Source organism: Prevotella heparinolytica (assembly GCF_004342845.1).
Classification (GTDB): domain Bacteria; phylum Bacteroidota; class Bacteroidia; order Bacteroidales; family Bacteroidaceae; genus Bacteroides; species Bacteroides heparinolyticus.
This window is the reverse complement of sequence record NZ_SLXB01000003.1, coordinates 129,017-146,937: the sequence shown is the minus strand read 5'-3', so window position 1 is coordinate 146,937 and position 17,921 is coordinate 129,017. Positions and strand designations below refer to the sequence as shown.

Here is a 17,921-nt window from a genome sequence, read left to right as displayed (position 1 = left end):
ACCCCTTTTTAACATTTAAAACCAATACTATTCTTTTATCGAAGTGTACTCTTTGTCTATCAGAGAACGATTTCCCAAAGAATAGCCGGTTCTCTTATTCTTCATCCAACAAGATATCGAGAATCTGGCAAGCAGCCTTTGCTACCGGAGTACCGGGGCCGAAGATAGCGGCTACACCTGCTTTGTAAAGGAAATCGTAGTCTTGTGCGGGGATTACACCACCGGCTATTACTATAATATCCTCACGTCCCAACTTCTTAAGCTCTTCGATGATCTGCGGAACCAACGTCTTATGGCCGGCAGCCAGTGAAGAAACACCTACTACATGCACATCGTTTTCCACTGCTTCGCGGGCTGCTTCGGCCGGAGTTTGGAACAACGGCCCCATATCCACATCGAAACCACAGTCGGCATATCCGGTCGCTACCACTTTAGCGCCACGATCGTGACCGTCCTGTCCCATCTTGGCTATCATAATACGGGGCTGACGTCCCTCTTTCTTAGCAAACTTCTCGGCCAATTCGCAGGCACGTTGGAAGTCGCTGTCATTCTTACTTTCTGATGAATACACGCCTGAAATAGTTCTGATTACTGCTTTATAACGTCCTACAATCTTTTCGCAAGCATAAGAGATTTCGCCCAAAGTGGCGCGAACACGAGCTGCTTCTACCGCCAGTTCAAGCAAGTTGCCCTTACCGCTTTCCACGCACTCGGTGATGGCTGCTAATGCTTTATCCACCTCGGCTTGGTTGCGTCCTTCTTTCAGGCGTTTCAGATTTTCAATCTGCTCTTGGCGAACAGCTGTATTGTCAATCTCAAGGATATCAATCGGAGCTTCTTTCTCCAAACGATATTTATTCACACCTACGATGGTCTGTGAACCGCTGTCGATATGCGCCTGCGTGCGTGCGGCCGCTTCTTCGATACGCATCTTGGGAATACCGGTCTCGATGGCCTTTGCCATACCGCCGAGTTTCTCCACTTCCTGCAAAAGTTCCCAAGCCTTATGAGCAAGTTCGTTAGTCAGAGACTCTACATAATAAGAACCGCCCCACGGGTCGACATTCTTGCAGATGTAAGTTTCTTCCTGAATATAAATCTGAGTATTACGTGCAATACGTGCAGAAAAATCGGTAGGCAAGGCTATCGCCTCGTCAAGCGCATTGGTGTGCAGCGATTGCGTATGTCCCAATGCAGCAGCCATAGCCTCGATACAAGTACGCCCCACATTATTGAACGGGTCTTGCTCGGTCAGCGACCAGCCGGAAGTCTGGGAGTGTGTACGCAAAGCCAAAGATTTAGGATTCTTCGGGTTGAATTGCTTCACAATCTTTGCCCATAGCATACGGGCTGCACGCATCTTGGCTATTTCCATGAAGTGGTTGGTACCGATGGCCCAGAAGAAAGAAAGCCGCGGGGCAAATGCATCGATGTCGATACCGGCAGCAGTTCCGGCACGCAAATATTCCAGACCGTCGGCCAGCGTATAAGCCAACTCTATATCTGCCGTAGCACCGGCCTCCTGCATATGATAGCCGGAGATAGAGATAGAATTGAACTTAGGCATCTTCTGCGAAGTATATTCAAAGATGTCGGAAATAATCTTCATGGAGAATGCAGGCGGATAAATATAGGTGTTACGCACCATGAACTCTTTCAGAATATCATTCTGGATTGTACCCGCCATTTCTTCCAGTTTGGCTCCTTGTTCCAGACCGGCATTGATATAGAACGCCATAACGGGAAGCACAGCGCCGTTCATGGTCATGGAAACGGACATTTTGCTCAAGGGAATGCCGTCGAAAAGCACCTTCATGTTCTCTAACGAACAGATGGATACACCGGCCTTACCCACGTCGCCCACCACACGTTCGTGGTCGGGGTCGTAGCCACGGTGGGTAGCCAAGTCGAACGCTACGGACAAACCTTTCTGCCCGGAAGCCAAATTACGACGATAGAAAGCATTGGACTCTTCGGCCGTAGAGAAACCCGCGTACTGACGAATGGTCCAAGGACGCAGCGTGTACATCACAGAGTATGGTCCGCGCAAATAAGGAGGAAGGCCGGCGGCATAATTCAAATGCTCCATTCCTTCGAGGTCTTCCTTTGTATAAACAGGCTTCACTTCAATATGTTCCGGCGTCTTCCAGTCAGCACGGATATCATTAGCCTTTTGCCACTCGGCTCCATTAACGGGTCGGAAAGCGGCATATATATCTAAGTTCTTAAAATCTTTTCTCATCTTACTTCAAAAGTTTAGCGTTGTATTCCTTTAATGTTTCCAGCACGTTGACACGAACATGGATAAAGTTTTCGATGCCGGCAGCCTTCAGTTCGTCCATGCAGGCGGGGGCACCGGCCACGATGAACATGGCACGGCCATTCAGAGCCTTGAAAGCCGGAACGGCATACTCCACATATTCATCATCGCTTGAACAAAGCACTACGATATCGGCCTTGGCAGCCATGGCGGCTTCTACACCCTCTTCTACTGTGGGGAAGCCAAGATTGTCAACAACCTCATATCCGGCACAAGCCAGGAAGTTACATGAGAATTGCGCACGCGCCTGACGCATGGCAAGGTTACCGATAGTAAGCATAAATGCTTTCGGACGTTTTCCCGAAGCCTCTGTTTCAAGGCGTAAAGCTTCAAACTCACTGGCTGCACGGTCGAAGTTCAATGTAGGCACATCCTTTTCGCATGTATCATGACCGCCACAGCAACTGGTTGCCTTGAGCGGTTGCTTTTCGCCTGCCTTTTCATTGAAGTTGGGGAACTGATTGGTACCCAGCAACACTTCCTTGCGCTTGGCAATGTCTGCATGACGGGCTTTATTGCTTTCGTTCACCGCAGCCTGCACCTTACCGGCTTTGACTGCGTTGTAGAATCCACCTTCCTCTTCTACGGCGAGGAACAAGTCCCAAGCCTGTTTGGCTATGGAGACTGTCAGATTTTCAATGTAGTAAGAACCGGCAGCAGGATCGATAACTTTATCAAAATGAGATTCTTCTTTCAGCAATAACTGCTGGTTACGAGCCATACGTTCAGAAAACTCATTGGGCGCATCGTAAGCCTTGTCGAACGGAGCAACGGTCATAGAGTCTACGCCGGCAATAGCAGCACTCATGGCCTCGGTCTGCGTACGCAACAAATTCACGTATGCATCGAACAAAGTAAGATTAAAAGTGGAAGTTTCCGCATGGATTCTCATCTTGGCTGCACAACGGCATTCGTTATGTTCACCCTTGTTCTTGCGGTGGTCGCGCAGACATTCAGGTTCATAAGCAGCTACGATATTTGCCCAAAGCATACGTGCCGCACGGAATTTAGCTATCTCAAGAAAATAATTGGAGCTGATACCGAAGTTGAACTTTATCTTTTTGGCCACTACGGCGGCAGGAAGTCCCGCCTCGGTCAATCGGTTCATGTATTCATTTCCCCAAGCCAACGCATAGCCCAATTCTTGATAAATATAGGCACCTGCATTGTTCAAGCTCAGGGCACTCACATTCAGTACACGATATTTGGGAAGTTCGGCAGTGGCTTCGATCAAGGCCTTGGCTGTTGCCTGTACATCTCCCTTTTCCTTGCCTTTGGTCAGCATTTTGTTGAAGAAGTCATAGTTTATGGAACCTTGCAACTTCGACAAATCATAATCTTTCTTCCGGAAGTAAGCCACAAGAAGCTCGGCAAGCTCTACCACATGTCCCTGGCAAGTAGAGAAGTTGAGTTCTACACATTCGGCACAAATGTCTTTCAGCAAAGTTTCAATGTACGCTGCGCTCAGTTCCTTGGCTTTTACATGAAAAGAAAGCGAATCAATACCCTTATTCAAAATATCCAGTGCCTTGGCATTGGCTTCTTGGGGAGATTCTACCCTGATTTCCTGACGAACAAGCCACTCGTTGTTATCTTTCTTGGTACCTCTGAGATAAGGAAATTCACCGGGAAGGGCATCTGTGGTCTTCAATCCCTCAAGATCTTCCATCCGGTAGAAAGGTTTCACCTTAAATCCTTCGTTTGTCTTCCAAACGAGTTTCTTCTCATAATCCGCGCCTTTCAAATCGGCGATAACCTTCTCCATCCACTGTTCGGTGGAAACGGGAGAAAAGTCCGAGAAGAGTTTTTCTTTACTGTCTGCCATAGTTTATTTAAAATTAAAAATAGATGAATACTATTCATTCTGTCGTCTAAGAGACTTGCAAATATACTGAATTACTTAGAAGAACAAAGCGTTTTAGTGAAAAATAGCATGCTTATGCAACCATCTGTCAATCACCGGAAGGGGAAGTTCGCCACCTTCGTTGCAGGTTTTGCAAAGCCCACATGACAAAAAGAACAACAAAGCCTTTGCCACCTCCTCATTATTGACTACTTTTGCGCAAAATTTATAAAACAAGTATATTTTAAGGTAACTATGGATTGGTTAGAAACTTTGCTATGGGATCCCTCATCCGTGGCACACATCGTTTGCTTATATGCATTCGTTATCTCTGTGGGCGTATTATTAGGTAAAATTAAAATCTTCGGCGTATCATTGGGAGTGACATTTGTGCTCTTCGCCGGTATCCTGATGGGGCATTTCGGCTTCACGGGAGAGACCCACATTCTGCACTTCATCCGCGAATTCGGTTTGATTTTATTCGTATTCTGCATCGGTTTGCAAGTAGGACCGGCCTTCTTTTCTTCTTTCAAGAAAGGAGGCATGACGCTGAACATGCTTGCCGTAGGCGTTGTGGCGCTGAACATCGCGGTGGCACTGAGCATTTATTTCATTGACGGAAACATAGAATTGCCCATGATTGTGGGTATCCTCTACGGTGCTGTAACAAACACTCCCGGTTTGGGTGCCGCCAACGAAGCGTTGAACCAGCTTCACTATACGGGCGACCCGATTGCCCTGGGATATGCCTGCGCCTATCCGCTCGGTGTGGTGGGTATCATAGGCTCAATCATTGCTGTGCGCTATATCTGCCGCGTCAATCTGAAAAAAGAAGAAGAGGAACTTCATACACAAGAGACGGACTCCAAGCATCGGCCCCACATGTTGCATCTGGAGGTGCGCAATGAGTCTATCAACGGCAAGAAGCTGCTTCAAATCAAGGAATTCTTGGGACGCCCGTTTGTCTGCTCGCGCATTCGGCACGAAGGACATGTCAGCATTCCCAATCAAGACACTGAGTTTCATATCGGCGACCAACTGTTTATTGTCTGCTCTGAAGAAGATGCCGAAGCCGTAACCGCTTTTATCGGCAAGGAGATAGAGATGGATTGGGAAAGACAAGACACTCCGTTGGTTTCACGACGCATTCTGGTCACCAAATCCGAAATCAACGGCAAGAAACTGGGAAGTCTGCACTTCCGCAGCATGTATGGAGTTAATGTAACCCGTGTCAACCGTTCGGGCGTGGATTTATTCGCCGACCCTAATCTGGTACTTCAGGTGGGCGACCGTGTGATGGTTGTGGGACAACAAGATGCCGTAGAACGTGTGGCGGGTGTATTGGGCAACCAATTGAAGCGTCTGGACACTCCGAACATCGTGACCATTTTCGTAGGTATCTTCCTTGGAATTCTGTTGGGAAGCCTTCCTATCGCATTTCCCGGTATGCCGACACCCGTAAAGCTTGGTTTGGCAGGCGGCCCGCTTGTGGTAGCCATTCTTATCGGCCGTTTCGGACACAAGATACGTCTCGTGACCTATACTACCATGAGCGCCAACCTGATGTTGCGTGAAATAGGTATCGTGCTTTTCCTTGCCAGCGTAGGCATAGAGGCGGGAGAACATTTCGTTCAGACAGTGGTGGAAGGTAACGGGTTGTCGTACGTGGGATACGGATTCCTGATAACCGTCGTTCCCCTACTCATTGTCGGCATCGTAGCTCGTCTTTATTTCAAAGTGAACTATTTCATTCTCATGGGGCTTATCGCCGGCAGCAACACCGATCCTCCTGCATTGGCCTATTCTAACCAGACAGCAGGTAACGACGCACCGGCAGTAGGCTATTCAACGGTTTATCCGTTAACCATGTTCCTGCGCATCTTGGCGGGACAGATGATTCTGTTGGCGATGATGTAGACTCTTAGGCAATAAAGCAAGAAAATCCTGATAGGTGGATTAAACTTTCTGTCAAGAATTAGCACCAATCGTTTCTCGATAGGTATCCCTTGCGAGAGATATCTGCAGACCAGCTTTGGTGGGGATATATCTCCACCATGCTGCATCTATATGCCGAGCGTGCTGCATCTATACTTACAGCCGAAGGCATCCATATAGCAAGCCGGAGCGCGAAGGAGAGTTCTCAAAGAGGTAAATGTTTTTCTTTTCCTGAAAGGGGTTCGGGGTTGGAAGTGCGTGGTGTTTCTTTCATCGTAATCGGCTTTAGGGGTAATGAAAGCAAATGGTATGTATGCCGACGGCTCGTTTAAGTTTTAGCATCCTCTCTTTGTGAGTGAGGAGCAGAAGTCCAGCAGCTTTTTATAGAAAACGTGAAGGCTCAAGGTTTCCGTGTCTCCCAGTATCACCAGTTTCATTCTGGCACGGGTGATGGCTACGTTCATTCTTCTCAAGTCATTCAGGAATCCTATCTGTCCTTCGTTGTTGGCACGAACCAAGCTGATGAAGATGACATCGCGTTCTTGTCCCTGAAAACCATCTACCGTATGTACGGTGAACAAGCTGCGGTAAGGCTTTAAAGAGGCATCACCTTTTATCTTATTGCGAAGGTATTGCACTTGTGCTTTGTAGGGAGAGATGATACCGAAGTCAATCCTTTCTTCCAGAATACGGTTCCCGCCGATTCGCTCTATATAGGCCTTCAGTTGCGACAGAAGCAAATCGGCTTCCGCCTTATTGATGCGCCCGAAAGTTTCTCCTACAAACTCCTCCTTGAAATCCATTCGGGAGGTGTCTATCCAGCTAATAGGGATGTCCCAGTCAAGAATGCCTCGGTAGCGCACTTCGGGAGCAGCTTCCAGTTCATTGTTATAGAACCATTGGGAAGAGAACTTCATGATGTCTTCGTGCATGCGATACTGCACTTTTAATAAAGAGACGACCGATGGCTTATTAGTTACGGTTTTCTCCATCAACGTTTGTTCCAGACCTCGACGGGCAGCCTCGTGGCACTTTATGGTAGGTGGCAGTTGGCAATGGTCGCCGGCCAATATTACGCGGTCTGCTTTGCGGATGGCTATCCAGCAGGCGGCTTCGAGGGCTTGGGCGGCTTCGTCGATAAACAGCGTGCCGAAGCGGCGTCCGTTGAGCAGGCGGTGGTTACTGCTCACCAAGGTGGATGCAATGACGTGTGCGCTGTCGAAAAGTTCGGCATTGATTTGTATTTCGAGTGCCGTGGCACGGTCGCGCAGGCGACTCATGCGGTTGCGCACGCTTTCGCGCTCGTCGTAGCTGCCCCGGCGGGCACGTCCGCCCAGCTCGCGCAGATTCTTTCGGATGCTCCATAATTCGGGATAGAGAGGGTGATTCTCAAAACGTCGTTCGTAGGTGAAGGAGAGCATTTTGTCGTTCACGCGGGTAGGGTTGCCGATGCGCAGCACATTAACGCCCCTGTCCACTAATTTCTCCGATATCCAGTCGACGGCCGTGTTGCTTTGGGCGCATACTAATACCTGAGGTTCGCGGTGCAGTGTCTCGTAGATGGCTTCTACAAGCGTCGTCGTTTTCCCCGTGCCCGGAGGGCCATGCACGATGGATACGTCGCGGGCGCACAACACCTTGTTCACTGCCGTTTCCTGCGTAGCGTTCAGCCACGGGAAGCGCACCGGATAGAGTTCCCTGAATCCGACTTTCGCACTGCCCAGCAAGATGTCTCGCAGTTCGGCCAGCCGGTTGCCTTTGGCACGAAGCGTGTCTTCCAATGCTTCGAACATGGTGCGGTAGGACGTTTCGTCGAAGTAGAGTTGCACGCCGAGGTTATCGGCGGCCTGCACCTCCATGATGGCGCCCGCTCCGGGCATCACTGCCACCATGCGCGTGTCGTCGGCATAGCTGACGGTAGCGGTGAAATTCATATAGATGATTTTCCCATCGGCCGATTGGCGGAAGAAACAGATGGGGCGTCCGAACTCGAAACTGTGTTCTATGTCGGTGTCTTCAGTGCGCGTAATCTCTATCACCAACTGATTCAACGAATTGTAGTAACTCCGTCCCGGAGTGGCGGGATGCCAGCAAAGTCCCCGTTTGACTTTTCGGGCAACACCCATGTTCTCTGTCTGCCTCTTGAATTCTTCCTTTTCGTATTCATACTCCATGCGCAGCAAGTTTTGTTGCCGTTGGAGGTGTATGATGGGGCTGTTCGTTTCTTGTTCTTTCATGCCTGCAAAGGTAGTTATTCTTAGAGCATGTTTTAAATTTTCCTCACAAGTTTTTCTGTTTCTTTTGAGCTTCTTTTCGGTCAGTTCCCTTCTTTTGGCTTGCGGTATAACTCTTTATGCTCCTACCTGGGTTCGGGATAAGAAGCAGGTCGATACCCTCACCAGCGGCTTGTGTTTTAAAGTCGAAGCGCATTGGTTATCAGACGTTTGCCCCTGCCCTGTCAGACACTTGCCTCTGACGGCTCAAACACTTGTGTCTGTCACGTCAAACACAAGTGTCTGTCGGATTGGACACTTGCCTCTGTCACGACAAAGGCTTGCAGCTGTCAAAACAGGGGGGGGGAGGAGGGCAGGTGGGCGTAAAAGCTCTCTTCTGCCCGGCCGCTGTAAACCGGTGCATTCAAGAAATATCTGCCCGATAGGATGCAGCCCCAATCTTCAGCAAAAGAAACCGTTTCTCCCTCAGGTACACTCCTCTTGCAAACAGAATAATATCCTTTAAAGATTTGCCGAATGATACTGAGCAAAAAACAGAAAGACTTTCCGTTTTTATGTCACAAAACAGCTTTTTTGGTTAAACTCTTTACCTTTTTGCTTTGTTAAACCTTTTAATTGTAATCTTTATAAAATTGGAATATTAAGAAAGTAAGGCTATGGTTTATGATTTAACGATGCTCAAGACGTTCTATGCAAGCTATGTAGGAAAGATTGAACATATCCGGAATATATTGCAACGTCCGATGACTTTAACAGAGAAAATATTATATGCCCATTTATATGATGAGCGTAAGGTAAAAGACTACGGACGGGGGGAAGAGTATGTAAATTTCCGTCCCGACCGCGTGGCCATGCAGGATGCCACGGCACAAATGGCTTTATTGCAATTCATGAATGCCGGTCGTGAACAGGTTGCCGTGCCCTCTACCGTTCATTGCGACCATCTGATTCAAGCCAACAAAGGGGCTGAAGAGGATATCGCTACCGCTACGAAAACGAATGAAGAAGTCTATGATTTTCTTTGCAATGTTTCTTCGCGCTACGGTATCGGCTTTTGGCAGCCCGGGGCAGGCATCATTCATCAGGTGGTGCTTGAAAACTATGCGTTTCCGGGCGGAATGATGGTAGGTACCGATTCTCATACGCCTAATGCCGGAGGCTTGGGCATGGTGGCCATCGGCGTGGGTGGAGCCGATGCCGTGGATGTGATGACCGGCATGGAATGGGAACTGAAGATGCCGCGCCTGATAGGAGTGCGCCTGACCGGGACATTGAGCGGTTGGGTTGCTCCTAAAGACGTTATACTGAAATTGGCAGGTATTCTTACCGTGAAAGGAGGGACGAATGCCATCATTGAATACTTCGGGCCGGGAACAGCGTCGCTGTCGGCCACCGGAAAGGCCACCATCTGCAACATGGGTGCGGAAGTAGGAGCCACTACCTCGCTTTTCCCTTACGATGAACGCATGGATATTTACTTAAAGGCCACCGGGCGTGCGGAAGTGGCGGCAATGGCGGCCGATGTTGCGGCCGAGCTTCGCGCAGACGAGGAGGTGATGGCAAATCCGGAAAAGTACTACGACCGCATTATCGAAATAGACCTCTCGGCATTGGAGCCTTACGTCAACGGTCCGTTTACCCCCGATGCGGCAACGCCGATATCGAAGTTTGCCGAAGCGGTAGTGGCGAACAATTATCCGCGCAAGATGGAGGTGGGCCTGATTGGCTCGTGCACCAATTCGTCCTATCAGGATTTGAGCCGTGCAGCTTCCGTTGCCCGCCAAGTGAAGGAAAAGAATCTGAAAGTGGCCTCTCCGTTGATTGTCAATCCCGGTTCGGAGCAGATACGCGCAACGGCTGACCGAGACGGGATGATTGCCGCTTTTGAGGGGATTGGCGCAACGATTATGGCCAATGCCTGCGGCCCTTGCATCGGCCAGTGGAAACGCCACACCGATGACCCCGAACGCAAAAACTCCATTGTCACCTCCTTCAACCGTAATTTTGCGAAACGTGCCGACGGCAATCCGAATACGTTTGCCTTTGTGGCTTCTCCTGAGATGACCATGGCGCTGACCATTGCGGGCGATCTCTGCTTTAACCCTCTGCGCGACACATTGGCGAATGCCGACGGAGAACAGGTGAAACTATCCGAACCGGTCGGAGAGGAATTGCCCCGGAATGGCTTTATCGGCGGTCGCGAAGGCTATCTTGCACCCGGTGGAGCGAAGACGGAGATTGCGGTCGATGCCCGTTCGGAGCGTTTGCAGTTGCTTGCTCCGTTCCCGGCGTGGGACGGCGAAGAGTTGCCTGAGATGCCTTTACTGATTAAGGTAAAGGGAAAATGTACCACTGACCATATTTCGATGGCCGGGCCGTGGCTTCGTTTTCGCGGACATCTGGAGAATATCTCGGATAATATGCTGATGGGGGCTGTCAATGCCTTCAACGGAGAGACGAATAGTGTCTGGAACCGTTCCACCCATACGTACGAAACGGTATCGGGCACAGCCAAGATGTATAAGTCCGAAGGTATTCGCACCATTGTCGTGGCCGAAGAAAATTACGGTGAGGGTTCCAGTCGCGAACATGCTGCCATGGAGCCGCGTTTCCTGAACGTGCGTGTCATTCTGGCAAAAAGCTTTGCCCGCATCCACGAGACGAATTTGAAGAAACAAGGCATGTTGGCATTGACATTCATCGATAAGTCGGATTATGACCGGATTCGGGAGCGCGACCTGATTTCAGTCACCGGCTTGAAAAAACTTGCTCCGGGAAGCCGGCTGACGGTTGCTCTTCATCACGAAGACGGCAGTAGCGAGAGTTTTGAAGTACAACATACATATAATGAACAGCAGATTGGTTGGTTCCGTGCCGGCTCTGCTCTTAATGCACGATAGATTATGGAAAAAATTACCGTACCGTTTATTACCGGAGATGGAGTGGGGAAGGAAGTGACCCCGTCCATGCAGATTGTTGTGAATGCTTCTGTCAAGAAAGCCTATGGCGACCGCAGAGGCATCGAATGGAAAGAAGTGCCGGCGGGCGAACAGGCTTTCAATGAAACCGGCTCGTGGCTGCCGGAAGAGACGATGGAAGCTTTCCGTACCTACAAAGTGGGTATCAAAGGGCCGTTGACTACGCCCGTCGGAGGCGGAATCCGTTCTTTGAATGTGGCGTTGCGCCAGACGCTCGATTTATACGTTTGTCAGCGTCCCGTGCGTTGGTATAAGGGCATCGTTTCGCCGGTGAAAGAGCCGCAGAAGGTGGATATGTGTGTGTTTCGCGAGAACACCGAAGATATTTATGCCGGCATAGAGTGGGAGGCCGGAACTCCTGAAGCCGAGAAGTTCTACCGTTTCCTGCACGACGAAATGGGAGTGACGAAAGTCCGTTTCCCCGAATCGTCTTCGTTTGGCGTGAAACCGGTATCGAAAGAAGGCACGGAGCGTCTGGTGCGTGCCGCTTGCCGCTATGCCCTCGACCATCAGTTGCCTTCCGTGACATTGGTGCACAAGGGAAACATCATGAAGTTCACGGAGGGAGGTTTCAAGAAATGGGGCTACGAACTGGCCGAACGGGAATTCGGCAAAGAAATAGCAGAAGGGCGGCTGGTTATCAAGGATTGCATTGCCGATGCTTTCCTGCAAAACACCTTGCTTATTCCCGAAGAGTACTCCGTCATTGCTACGCTGAACCTGAACGGCGACTACATCTCCGACCAATTGGCCGCTATGGTGGGCGGAATAGGCATCGCTCCGGGAGCAAACATCAACTATCGGACAGGGCATGCCATTTTTGAGGCTACGCACGGAACGGCTCCGAACATTGCGGGCAAGGACATCGTGAATCCTTGTTCCATCATCTTGTCGGCAGTGATGATGCTTGATTTTTTAGGTTGGCAGGGAGCCGCCTCGTTGATAGAAAAGGCATTGGAGGACAGTTTCACGGAAGGCCGTGCAACAGCCGATTTGGCCCGTTTCATGCCCGGAGGCGTTTCGCTCGGCACTTCGGCCTTTACAGAAGAAATTGTGCAAAGAATAGCGAAACAGTAATAAAACAAGAATACTCCTCAGCCTCTCTCTTCTATCGGGGGTAGGAGAAAAGTTATAATAATAAGTAGATATCATGAAAAAGGAATATTTGATTTATAAGCTTTCCGAAGATCTGAAGGAAGCTGCCCGTATCGAGAACGAATTGTTCAGGAAGTTTGATGTGAAACGCGGTTTGCGTAATGAAGACGGTACGGGCGTATTGGTGGGCTTGACCAAAATTGGTAATGTGGTAGGTTACGAGCGCATTTCCGGCGGGGGACTGAAACCCATTCCCGGCAAGCTGTTCTACCGCGGTTATGATGTGGAAGATTTGGCGCATGCCGTTATCAAGGAGAAACGATTCGGCTTTGAAGAAGTGGCCTACTTGCTGCTTTCCGGCCGTCTGCCCGACAAGGAGGAGCTGGCTTCTTTCTGCGAACTGATTAATGACAATATGCCGTTGGAGCAGAAAACAAAGATGAATATCATCGAACTCGAAGGGAATAACATCATGAATATCCTCTCGCGCAGCGTGCTCGAGATGTATCGTTTCGACCCGGATGCCGACGATACCTCCCGCGACAACCTGATGCGGCAAAGCATCGAGCTTATCTCTAAGTTCCCAACCATTATTGCCTATGCCTACAATATGCTCCGCCATGCCACTCATGGACGCTCATTGCATATCCGTCATCCGCAGGAGAATCTTTCCATTGCCGAGAACTTCCTATATATGTTGAAAAAAGATTATACGGAACTGGATGCCCGCACGCTCGACCTGTTGCTGGTGCTTCAGGCCGAACATGGCGGTGGTAATAACTCGACCTTCACCGTGCGTGTCACCTCTTCTACCGGAACTGATACTTACTCGGCCATTGCGGCAGGTATCGGTTCTTTGAAAGGCCCGCTTCACGGTGGCGCCAATATTCAGGTGGCCGATATGTTCCACCATTTGCAGGCAAACATCCGGGATTGGACGAGTGTCGATGAGATTGACACCTATTTTACCCGGATGCTCAATAAAGAGGTGTACAATAAGACCGGATTGATTTATGGCATCGGCCATGCCGTCTATACCATTTCCGATCCGCGTGCCATTCTGCTGAAAGAGCTTGCCCGCGACCTTGCCCGCGAAAAAGGCAAAGAACGTGAGTTTGCGTTTCTGGAGCTGTTGGAAGAGCGTGCCATCGACGTCTTCGGCCGTGTGAAGAACAATGGAAAGACCGTTTCAAGCAACGTCGATTTCTATTCAGGATTTGTTTACGAACTGATTGGATTGCCGCAGGAAATCTTTACTCCGCTGTTTGCCATGGCGCGCATTGTGGGTTGGTGCGCCCATCGCAATGAAGAACTGAATTTTGAAGGGAAGCGCATCATTCGTCCTGCTTATAAAAATGTGTTGGACGACGTGACGTATATACCCATCAAGAAACGGTGAGGCATATCTCCCGTTTTTGGGGGATAATCCGAAGATGCGACGGGCGAACTCCTCCTGTTTGCATTCAATGTAATTCGGCACTTTGCACTTGTGCAATCCTAAGCCCGCACTTGGTTGGGCGTATGCCCACACTTTAGGAGGCGTATGCCCGCACTTTAGGGGAGATAAGCCCGCACCTTAAGGGAGGTAAGCCCGCATCTTAGGAAAGGTGAGTCCGCACCTTAGGAAAGGTGAACCGGGCTATAGACAAAGATGACTTAAAAAAATACGGATTATGCAGGGGGGGACGGAAAAAATTATCCTTATCCGCGAACACTGCATAATCCGTATTATTTTTATCTGCATGCAAGGAAAGTCCGAATCTTCTCTGCATGCGTGTTTGGATTTCTATCAGATGGATAGTTCTCTCAAGACATTGACGAGTTCTTTTTTTATCGGCTTGTCATTCTTGATGGCTTTGGTGAAGGGAACATATACCACCTCGTCGTGCTCGATTCCAATCATGACATTGCGCTGTCCTTCCATGATGGCATCGATGGCTGCCGCACCCAAACGGCTGGCAAGGATACGGTCGTGTGCTGTGGGACTTCCGCCTCGCTGCAAATGTCCGAGAATGGTGACGCGCACGTCATATTGGGGGTATTCGTTCTTTACGCGTTCTGCATAGTGCATGGCGCCGCCTGTCAGCTCGCTTTCAGCCACCAATACGATGCTGCTGTTCTTGGACTTCCGGAATCCGTTCTTGATAAATTCTTCCAATTGATCCACTTCCGTACTGAATTCCGGGATGATGGCCGCTTCTGCTCCGGAAGCAATGGCGCCGTTCAAGGCAAGGAAGCCGGCATCGCGCCCCATCACTTCCACAAAGAACAGACGTTCGTGCGAAGTGGCCGTATCGCGAATCTTGTCGACAGCATCCAGAATCGTATTCAATGCCGTGTCATACCCGATGGTGGTATCTGTTCCATACAAATCGTTGTCAATGGTTCCCGGCAATCCGATGCAAGGCACGTCGAACTCTTGAGCAAAGATGCGGGCGCCGGTCAGGGAGCCGTCTCCACCAATGATCACCAAAGCGTCGATACCTTCTTTCTTCATGTTTTCGTATGCAATCTGCCGCCCTTCGGGAGTGGTGAACTCTTTACAGCGTGCCGTCTTTAGGATAGTGCCTCCCAATTGGATGATGTTGCTGACATTCTGGCTTTTGAATTCTTTGATTTCGCCTGTCACCAAGCCTTTGTAACCTCTATATATGCCTTTCACTGATAGTCCGTTGTAAATAGCGGTACGTGTCACGGCCCGTATAGCCGCATTCATTCCCGGAGCATCGCCTCCCGATGTCAAGATGCCAATACACTTAACCATTCCCATAACAATCTTTTGTTTAGTGTTAATAATTGCCGCACATCCGTGTGCATGCCTGTTTTTTTTGATGGCGCAAAGATAATAAAAAGCTGAAGCTGTGGTTGATAATTTACGTTAATTTGCTGTTCCAAACGGATGACAAACAGACCTTAAAGTTTCGACTTTATTGCTTCGGAAATTTCCTCCATCAGCCACTTCGGGGTGGAAGTAGCTCCGCAAAGGCCGATGGAATTTGCGCCTGCAAGCAGAGATTGGTCTATCTCTTCGGCATTATCTACCAGATGCGAATTGGGGTTGACTTTCTTACACTCGCTGAAGAGCATTTTACCGTTGGAACTTTTCTTGCCGCTGACAAAAAAGATTAAGTCGTGCGAAGCTGCAAATCGCCGGATGTTGGGTATTCGGTTGGCCACTTGCCGGCAGATGGTGTCGTATGATTCGAATGTGACATCCGGGGATATATGTCCTTCGATGTATTTCACAATATCTCCGAACCCGTCTAAGGACTTGGTCGTTTGAGAATAGAGGCGGATATCTTTGCTGAAATCCAGTTTTTTTACTTCTGCCGGCTTCTCGATGACGATTGCTTCTCCTGAAGTTTGCCCTACCAGTCCCAAAACTTCGGCGTGTCCGTTCTTCCCATAGATAACAATCTGTTTGTCTTTGTTGTCATCCTTACTATGCTCCTGTCTTATTCTCTTTTGCAGACGGAGTACGACCGGGCAGGTGGCATCAATGATTTCAATATTGTTCTGCCGGGCTGTTTCATACGTCTCAGGTGGTTCTCCGTGGGCACGCAGCAACACTTTGGCATTGTGCAGGCGGTTGAATTCGTCGTGATTGATTGTTATTAAGCCCATTGCTTTCAGGCGCTCCACTTCGCGGCTGTTGTGCACGATGTCTCCCAGACAATACAGGGTTTCCCCTTTTGCCAGTTCCTCTTCGGCTTTATGTATTGCGGTGACAACTCCGAAACAAAAGCCTGACCCTTCGTCTATTTCCACTTTTGCCATAACAGATTCCGTTTTTTCTATGTGTAATGTCGGTGTCTGCTCCGTACCTTATAATAGATACGGAGTTGACACGGAGCGGATATGTTATCTCGCTTTATTTGCTTTCTGTAACCCGTTTGAACTGTTCGGCCAGCCATTCTTTTTGCTGGAGAATGGTCATGTGGCTGTTATCCAGCAGTAAGGCATCATCGGCCTTACGGAGTGGGCTTACTTCGCGGTTTTGATCGATATAATCCCTTTGTTTTACATTTTCAAGAATCTCGTCGAAGCAGGCTTCTTCTCCTTTGGCTTTCAGCTCATCGTAGCGACGCTGTGCTCGGATTTCGGGAGTAGCCGTTACGAAGATTTTCAGTTCGGCATCCGGAAATACGGTGGTGCCGATGTCTCGCCCATCCATGACAATGCCTTTGGCTTTTCCCATTTCCTGCTGTTGCGCTACCATGGCTTTACGTACAAAGTCCAGTGTGGCAATGGGACTGACACGTGATGAGACTTCCATTGTACGTATCTTATCTTCCACATTTACACCATTCAGATAAGTGTCCGGTCGTCCGGTTTCCGGATTCAAACGGAAAGAAATATGGATATCATCGATTAGCTTTTTCAGCTTTTCCGTATCTATACGGTCGTCCTGAAAAATGCCATTCTTTATGCTATATAGTGTAACTGCACGGTACATGGCGCCACTGTCTATATATATATAACCAATTTCATGGGCAAGGTCTTTGGCCATGGTGCTTTTCCCACAAGAGGAAAAACCATCGATTGCTATTGTTATCTTTTTCATAATTCTTTGTGCACTAAGTAATATAATAGGGTGATACCTACAAAAAGAAAATCTCAATGTTGCATTAAAAATCCTGCCAAAGATACGGCATTTTTAAAATATCTCGCTACATTTGTGCCACAAAAGCATGTGTAGGCTTTTGAAGGATTAAAAAAATGAAAATGAAAAGTCCTTTGTGTGAAAAAAGGCAACGGGATATGTGCATTTATAGGAAAAGTGCTATATTTGCCCCAAATGGGAAACACTAATTATATAACAATAGATTATGGAAATTAAGAAATCACCTAAGGCAGACTTGGAGAACAAAAAGTCGACTTGGCTGTTGGTCGGTTATGTAATTGTGCTCGCTTTCATGTTTGTAGCGTTTGAATGGACAAAACGCGATATCAAGATTGATACGAGCCAGGCTCTTACCGACTTAGTATTTGAAGAGGAAATCGTTCCTATTACGGAGCAACCGGAACAGGTTACTCCTCCACCTCCCGAAGCTCCTTCCATTGCGGAAACGTTGACCATTGTGGAGAATGAAGCTGACGTTCAGGAAACAGCAATTGTATCTTCCGAAGAATTGAACCAAGCTGTAACAATCAAATATGTTCCTGTGACTGTGGCAGAAGAAGAACCGGAAGAACAGACAATCTTCGAGGTTGTAGAGAATATGCCGGAATTCCCACAGGGTGGTATGGCAGGTTTGATGCAGTATTTGAGCAAAAACATTAAGTACCCCACTATTGCACAAGAAAACGGAACTCAAGGTCGTGTGACCGTACAGTTTGTGGTTAACAAAGACGGTGGTATCGTCGACGCTAAAGTGCTGAGAGGTGTTGACCCGTATTTGGACAAAGAGGCTGTCCGTGTGATTATGGGTATGCCGAAGTGGAAACCGGGTATGCAACGTGGTAAACCGGTACGTGTGAAATATACGGTACCTGTAACCTTTAGATTGCAGTAA

At 48.8% G+C, this 17,921-nt stretch carries 11 protein-coding genes; 5 read left to right on the top strand and 6 right to left on the bottom strand.

The window, feature by feature from the left end; genetic code table 11:
- Nucleotides 1-94 precede the first annotated feature (94 nt).
- Nucleotides 95-2,242 (bottom strand): methylmalonyl-CoA mutase, encoded by a 2,148-nt coding sequence (gene scpA, locus EV202_RS03060; protein WP_131925347.1) that lies wholly within the window; start codon nt 2,240-2,242, stop codon nt 95-97.
- 1 nt (nt 2,243) lies between these two features.
- A complete protein-coding gene (mutA, locus tag EV202_RS03055; protein WP_106069004.1) occupies nt 2,244-4,145 on the bottom strand; it encodes a methylmalonyl-CoA mutase small subunit in 1,902 nt (633 codons plus the stop codon).
- A gap of 273 nt (nt 4,146-4,418) precedes the next feature.
- On the opposite strand from mutA, the gene EV202_RS03050 reads away from it, so the two are divergent.
- On the top strand, nt 4,419-6,080 hold the full coding sequence (locus EV202_RS03050) for a putative transporter (protein WP_131925345.1): 1,662 nt from the start codon (nt 4,419-4,421) through the stop codon (nt 6,078-6,080).
- A gap of 353 nt (nt 6,081-6,433) precedes the next feature.
- Here EV202_RS03050 and EV202_RS03045 read toward each other — a convergent pair whose 3' ends face one another.
- Nucleotides 6,434-8,335: an AAA domain-containing protein gene (locus EV202_RS03045; protein ID WP_131925343.1), complete on the bottom strand. Its 1,902-nt coding sequence runs from the start codon at nt 8,333-8,335 to the stop codon at nt 6,434-6,436.
- Nucleotides 8,336-8,988: 653 nt separating this feature from the next.
- On the opposite strand from EV202_RS03045, the gene EV202_RS03040 reads away from it, so the two are divergent.
- The 3 genes from EV202_RS03040 (at nt 8,989) to EV202_RS03030 (ending at nt 13,804) form a co-directional block, all read left to right on the top strand.
- The gene (locus EV202_RS03040; RefSeq protein WP_131925341.1) at nt 8,989-11,232 is read left to right on the top strand and encodes an aconitate hydratase; all 2,244 of its coding nucleotides are present in this window, start codon (nt 8,989-8,991) and stop codon (nt 11,230-11,232) included.
- Between the two features lie 3 nt (nt 11,233-11,235).
- A complete protein-coding gene (icd, locus tag EV202_RS03035) occupies nt 11,236-12,387 on the top strand; it encodes an NADP-dependent isocitrate dehydrogenase (RefSeq protein WP_131925339.1) in 1,152 nt (383 codons plus the stop codon).
- A 73-nt stretch (nt 12,388-12,460) separates the two neighbouring features.
- On the top strand, nt 12,461-13,804 hold the full coding sequence (locus EV202_RS03030; protein ID WP_131752198.1) for a citrate/2-methylcitrate synthase: 1,344 nt from the start codon (nt 12,461-12,463) through the stop codon (nt 13,802-13,804).
- Between the two features lie 390 nt (nt 13,805-14,194).
- Here the strand turns inward: EV202_RS03030 and pfkA are convergent, their stop codons facing one another.
- From pfkA to cmk, 3 genes are all read right to left on the bottom strand, one after another.
- Nucleotides 14,195-15,175, bottom strand: a complete 981-nt coding sequence (pfkA, locus tag EV202_RS03025) for a 6-phosphofructokinase (RefSeq protein WP_106068998.1) — start codon at nt 15,173-15,175, stop codon at nt 14,195-14,197.
- A 143-nt stretch (nt 15,176-15,318) separates the two neighbouring features.
- Nucleotides 15,319-16,182 carry a 4-hydroxy-3-methylbut-2-enyl diphosphate reductase gene (locus EV202_RS03020; protein ID WP_106068997.1) on the bottom strand — a complete coding sequence of 288 codons (864 nt, stop codon included), beginning with the start codon at nt 16,180-16,182 and terminating at the stop codon, nt 15,319-15,321.
- A gap of 94 nt (nt 16,183-16,276) precedes the next feature.
- Nucleotides 16,277-16,969: a (d)CMP kinase gene (gene cmk / locus EV202_RS03015; protein WP_106068996.1), complete on the bottom strand. Its 693-nt coding sequence runs from the start codon at nt 16,967-16,969 to the stop codon at nt 16,277-16,279.
- Between the two features lie 265 nt (nt 16,970-17,234).
- Here cmk and EV202_RS03010 point away from each other — a divergent pair, with 265 nt between their 5' ends.
- Nucleotides 17,235-17,921, top strand: a complete 687-nt coding sequence (locus EV202_RS03010) for an energy transducer TonB (RefSeq protein WP_106068995.1) — start codon at nt 17,235-17,237, stop codon at nt 17,919-17,921.

Excerpts from the sequence above, each read along its gene's own strand:
- scpA (WP_131925347.1), bottom strand. The coding sequence starts at position 2,242 with ATGAGAAAAGATTTTAAGAACTTAGATATATATGCCGCTTTCCGACCC.
- mutA (WP_106069004.1), bottom strand. The coding sequence starts at position 4,145 with ATGGCAGACAGTAAAGAAAAACTCTTCTCGGACTTTTCTCCCGTTTCC.
- EV202_RS03050 (WP_131925345.1), top strand. The coding sequence starts at position 4,419 with ATGGATTGGTTAGAAACTTTGCTATGGGATCCCTCATCCGTGGCACAC.
- EV202_RS03045 (WP_131925343.1), bottom strand. The coding sequence starts at position 8,335 with ATGAAAGAACAAGAAACGAACAGCCCCATCATACACCTCCAACGGCAA.
- EV202_RS03040 (WP_131925341.1), top strand. The coding sequence starts at position 8,989 with ATGGTTTATGATTTAACGATGCTCAAGACGTTCTATGCAAGCTATGTA.
- icd (WP_131925339.1), top strand. The coding sequence starts at position 11,236 with ATGGAAAAAATTACCGTACCGTTTATTACCGGAGATGGAGTGGGGAAG.
- EV202_RS03030 (WP_131752198.1), top strand. The coding sequence starts at position 12,461 with ATGAAAAAGGAATATTTGATTTATAAGCTTTCCGAAGATCTGAAGGAA.
- pfkA (WP_106068998.1), bottom strand. The coding sequence starts at position 15,175 with ATGGGAATGGTTAAGTGTATTGGCATCTTGACATCGGGAGGCGATGCT.
- EV202_RS03020 (WP_106068997.1), bottom strand. The coding sequence starts at position 16,182 with ATGGCAAAAGTGGAAATAGACGAAGGGTCAGGCTTTTGTTTCGGAGTT.
- cmk (WP_106068996.1), bottom strand. The coding sequence starts at position 16,969 with ATGAAAAAGATAACAATAGCAATCGATGGTTTTTCCTCTTGTGGGAAA.
- EV202_RS03010 (WP_106068995.1), top strand. The coding sequence starts at position 17,235 with ATGGAAATTAAGAAATCACCTAAGGCAGACTTGGAGAACAAAAAGTCG.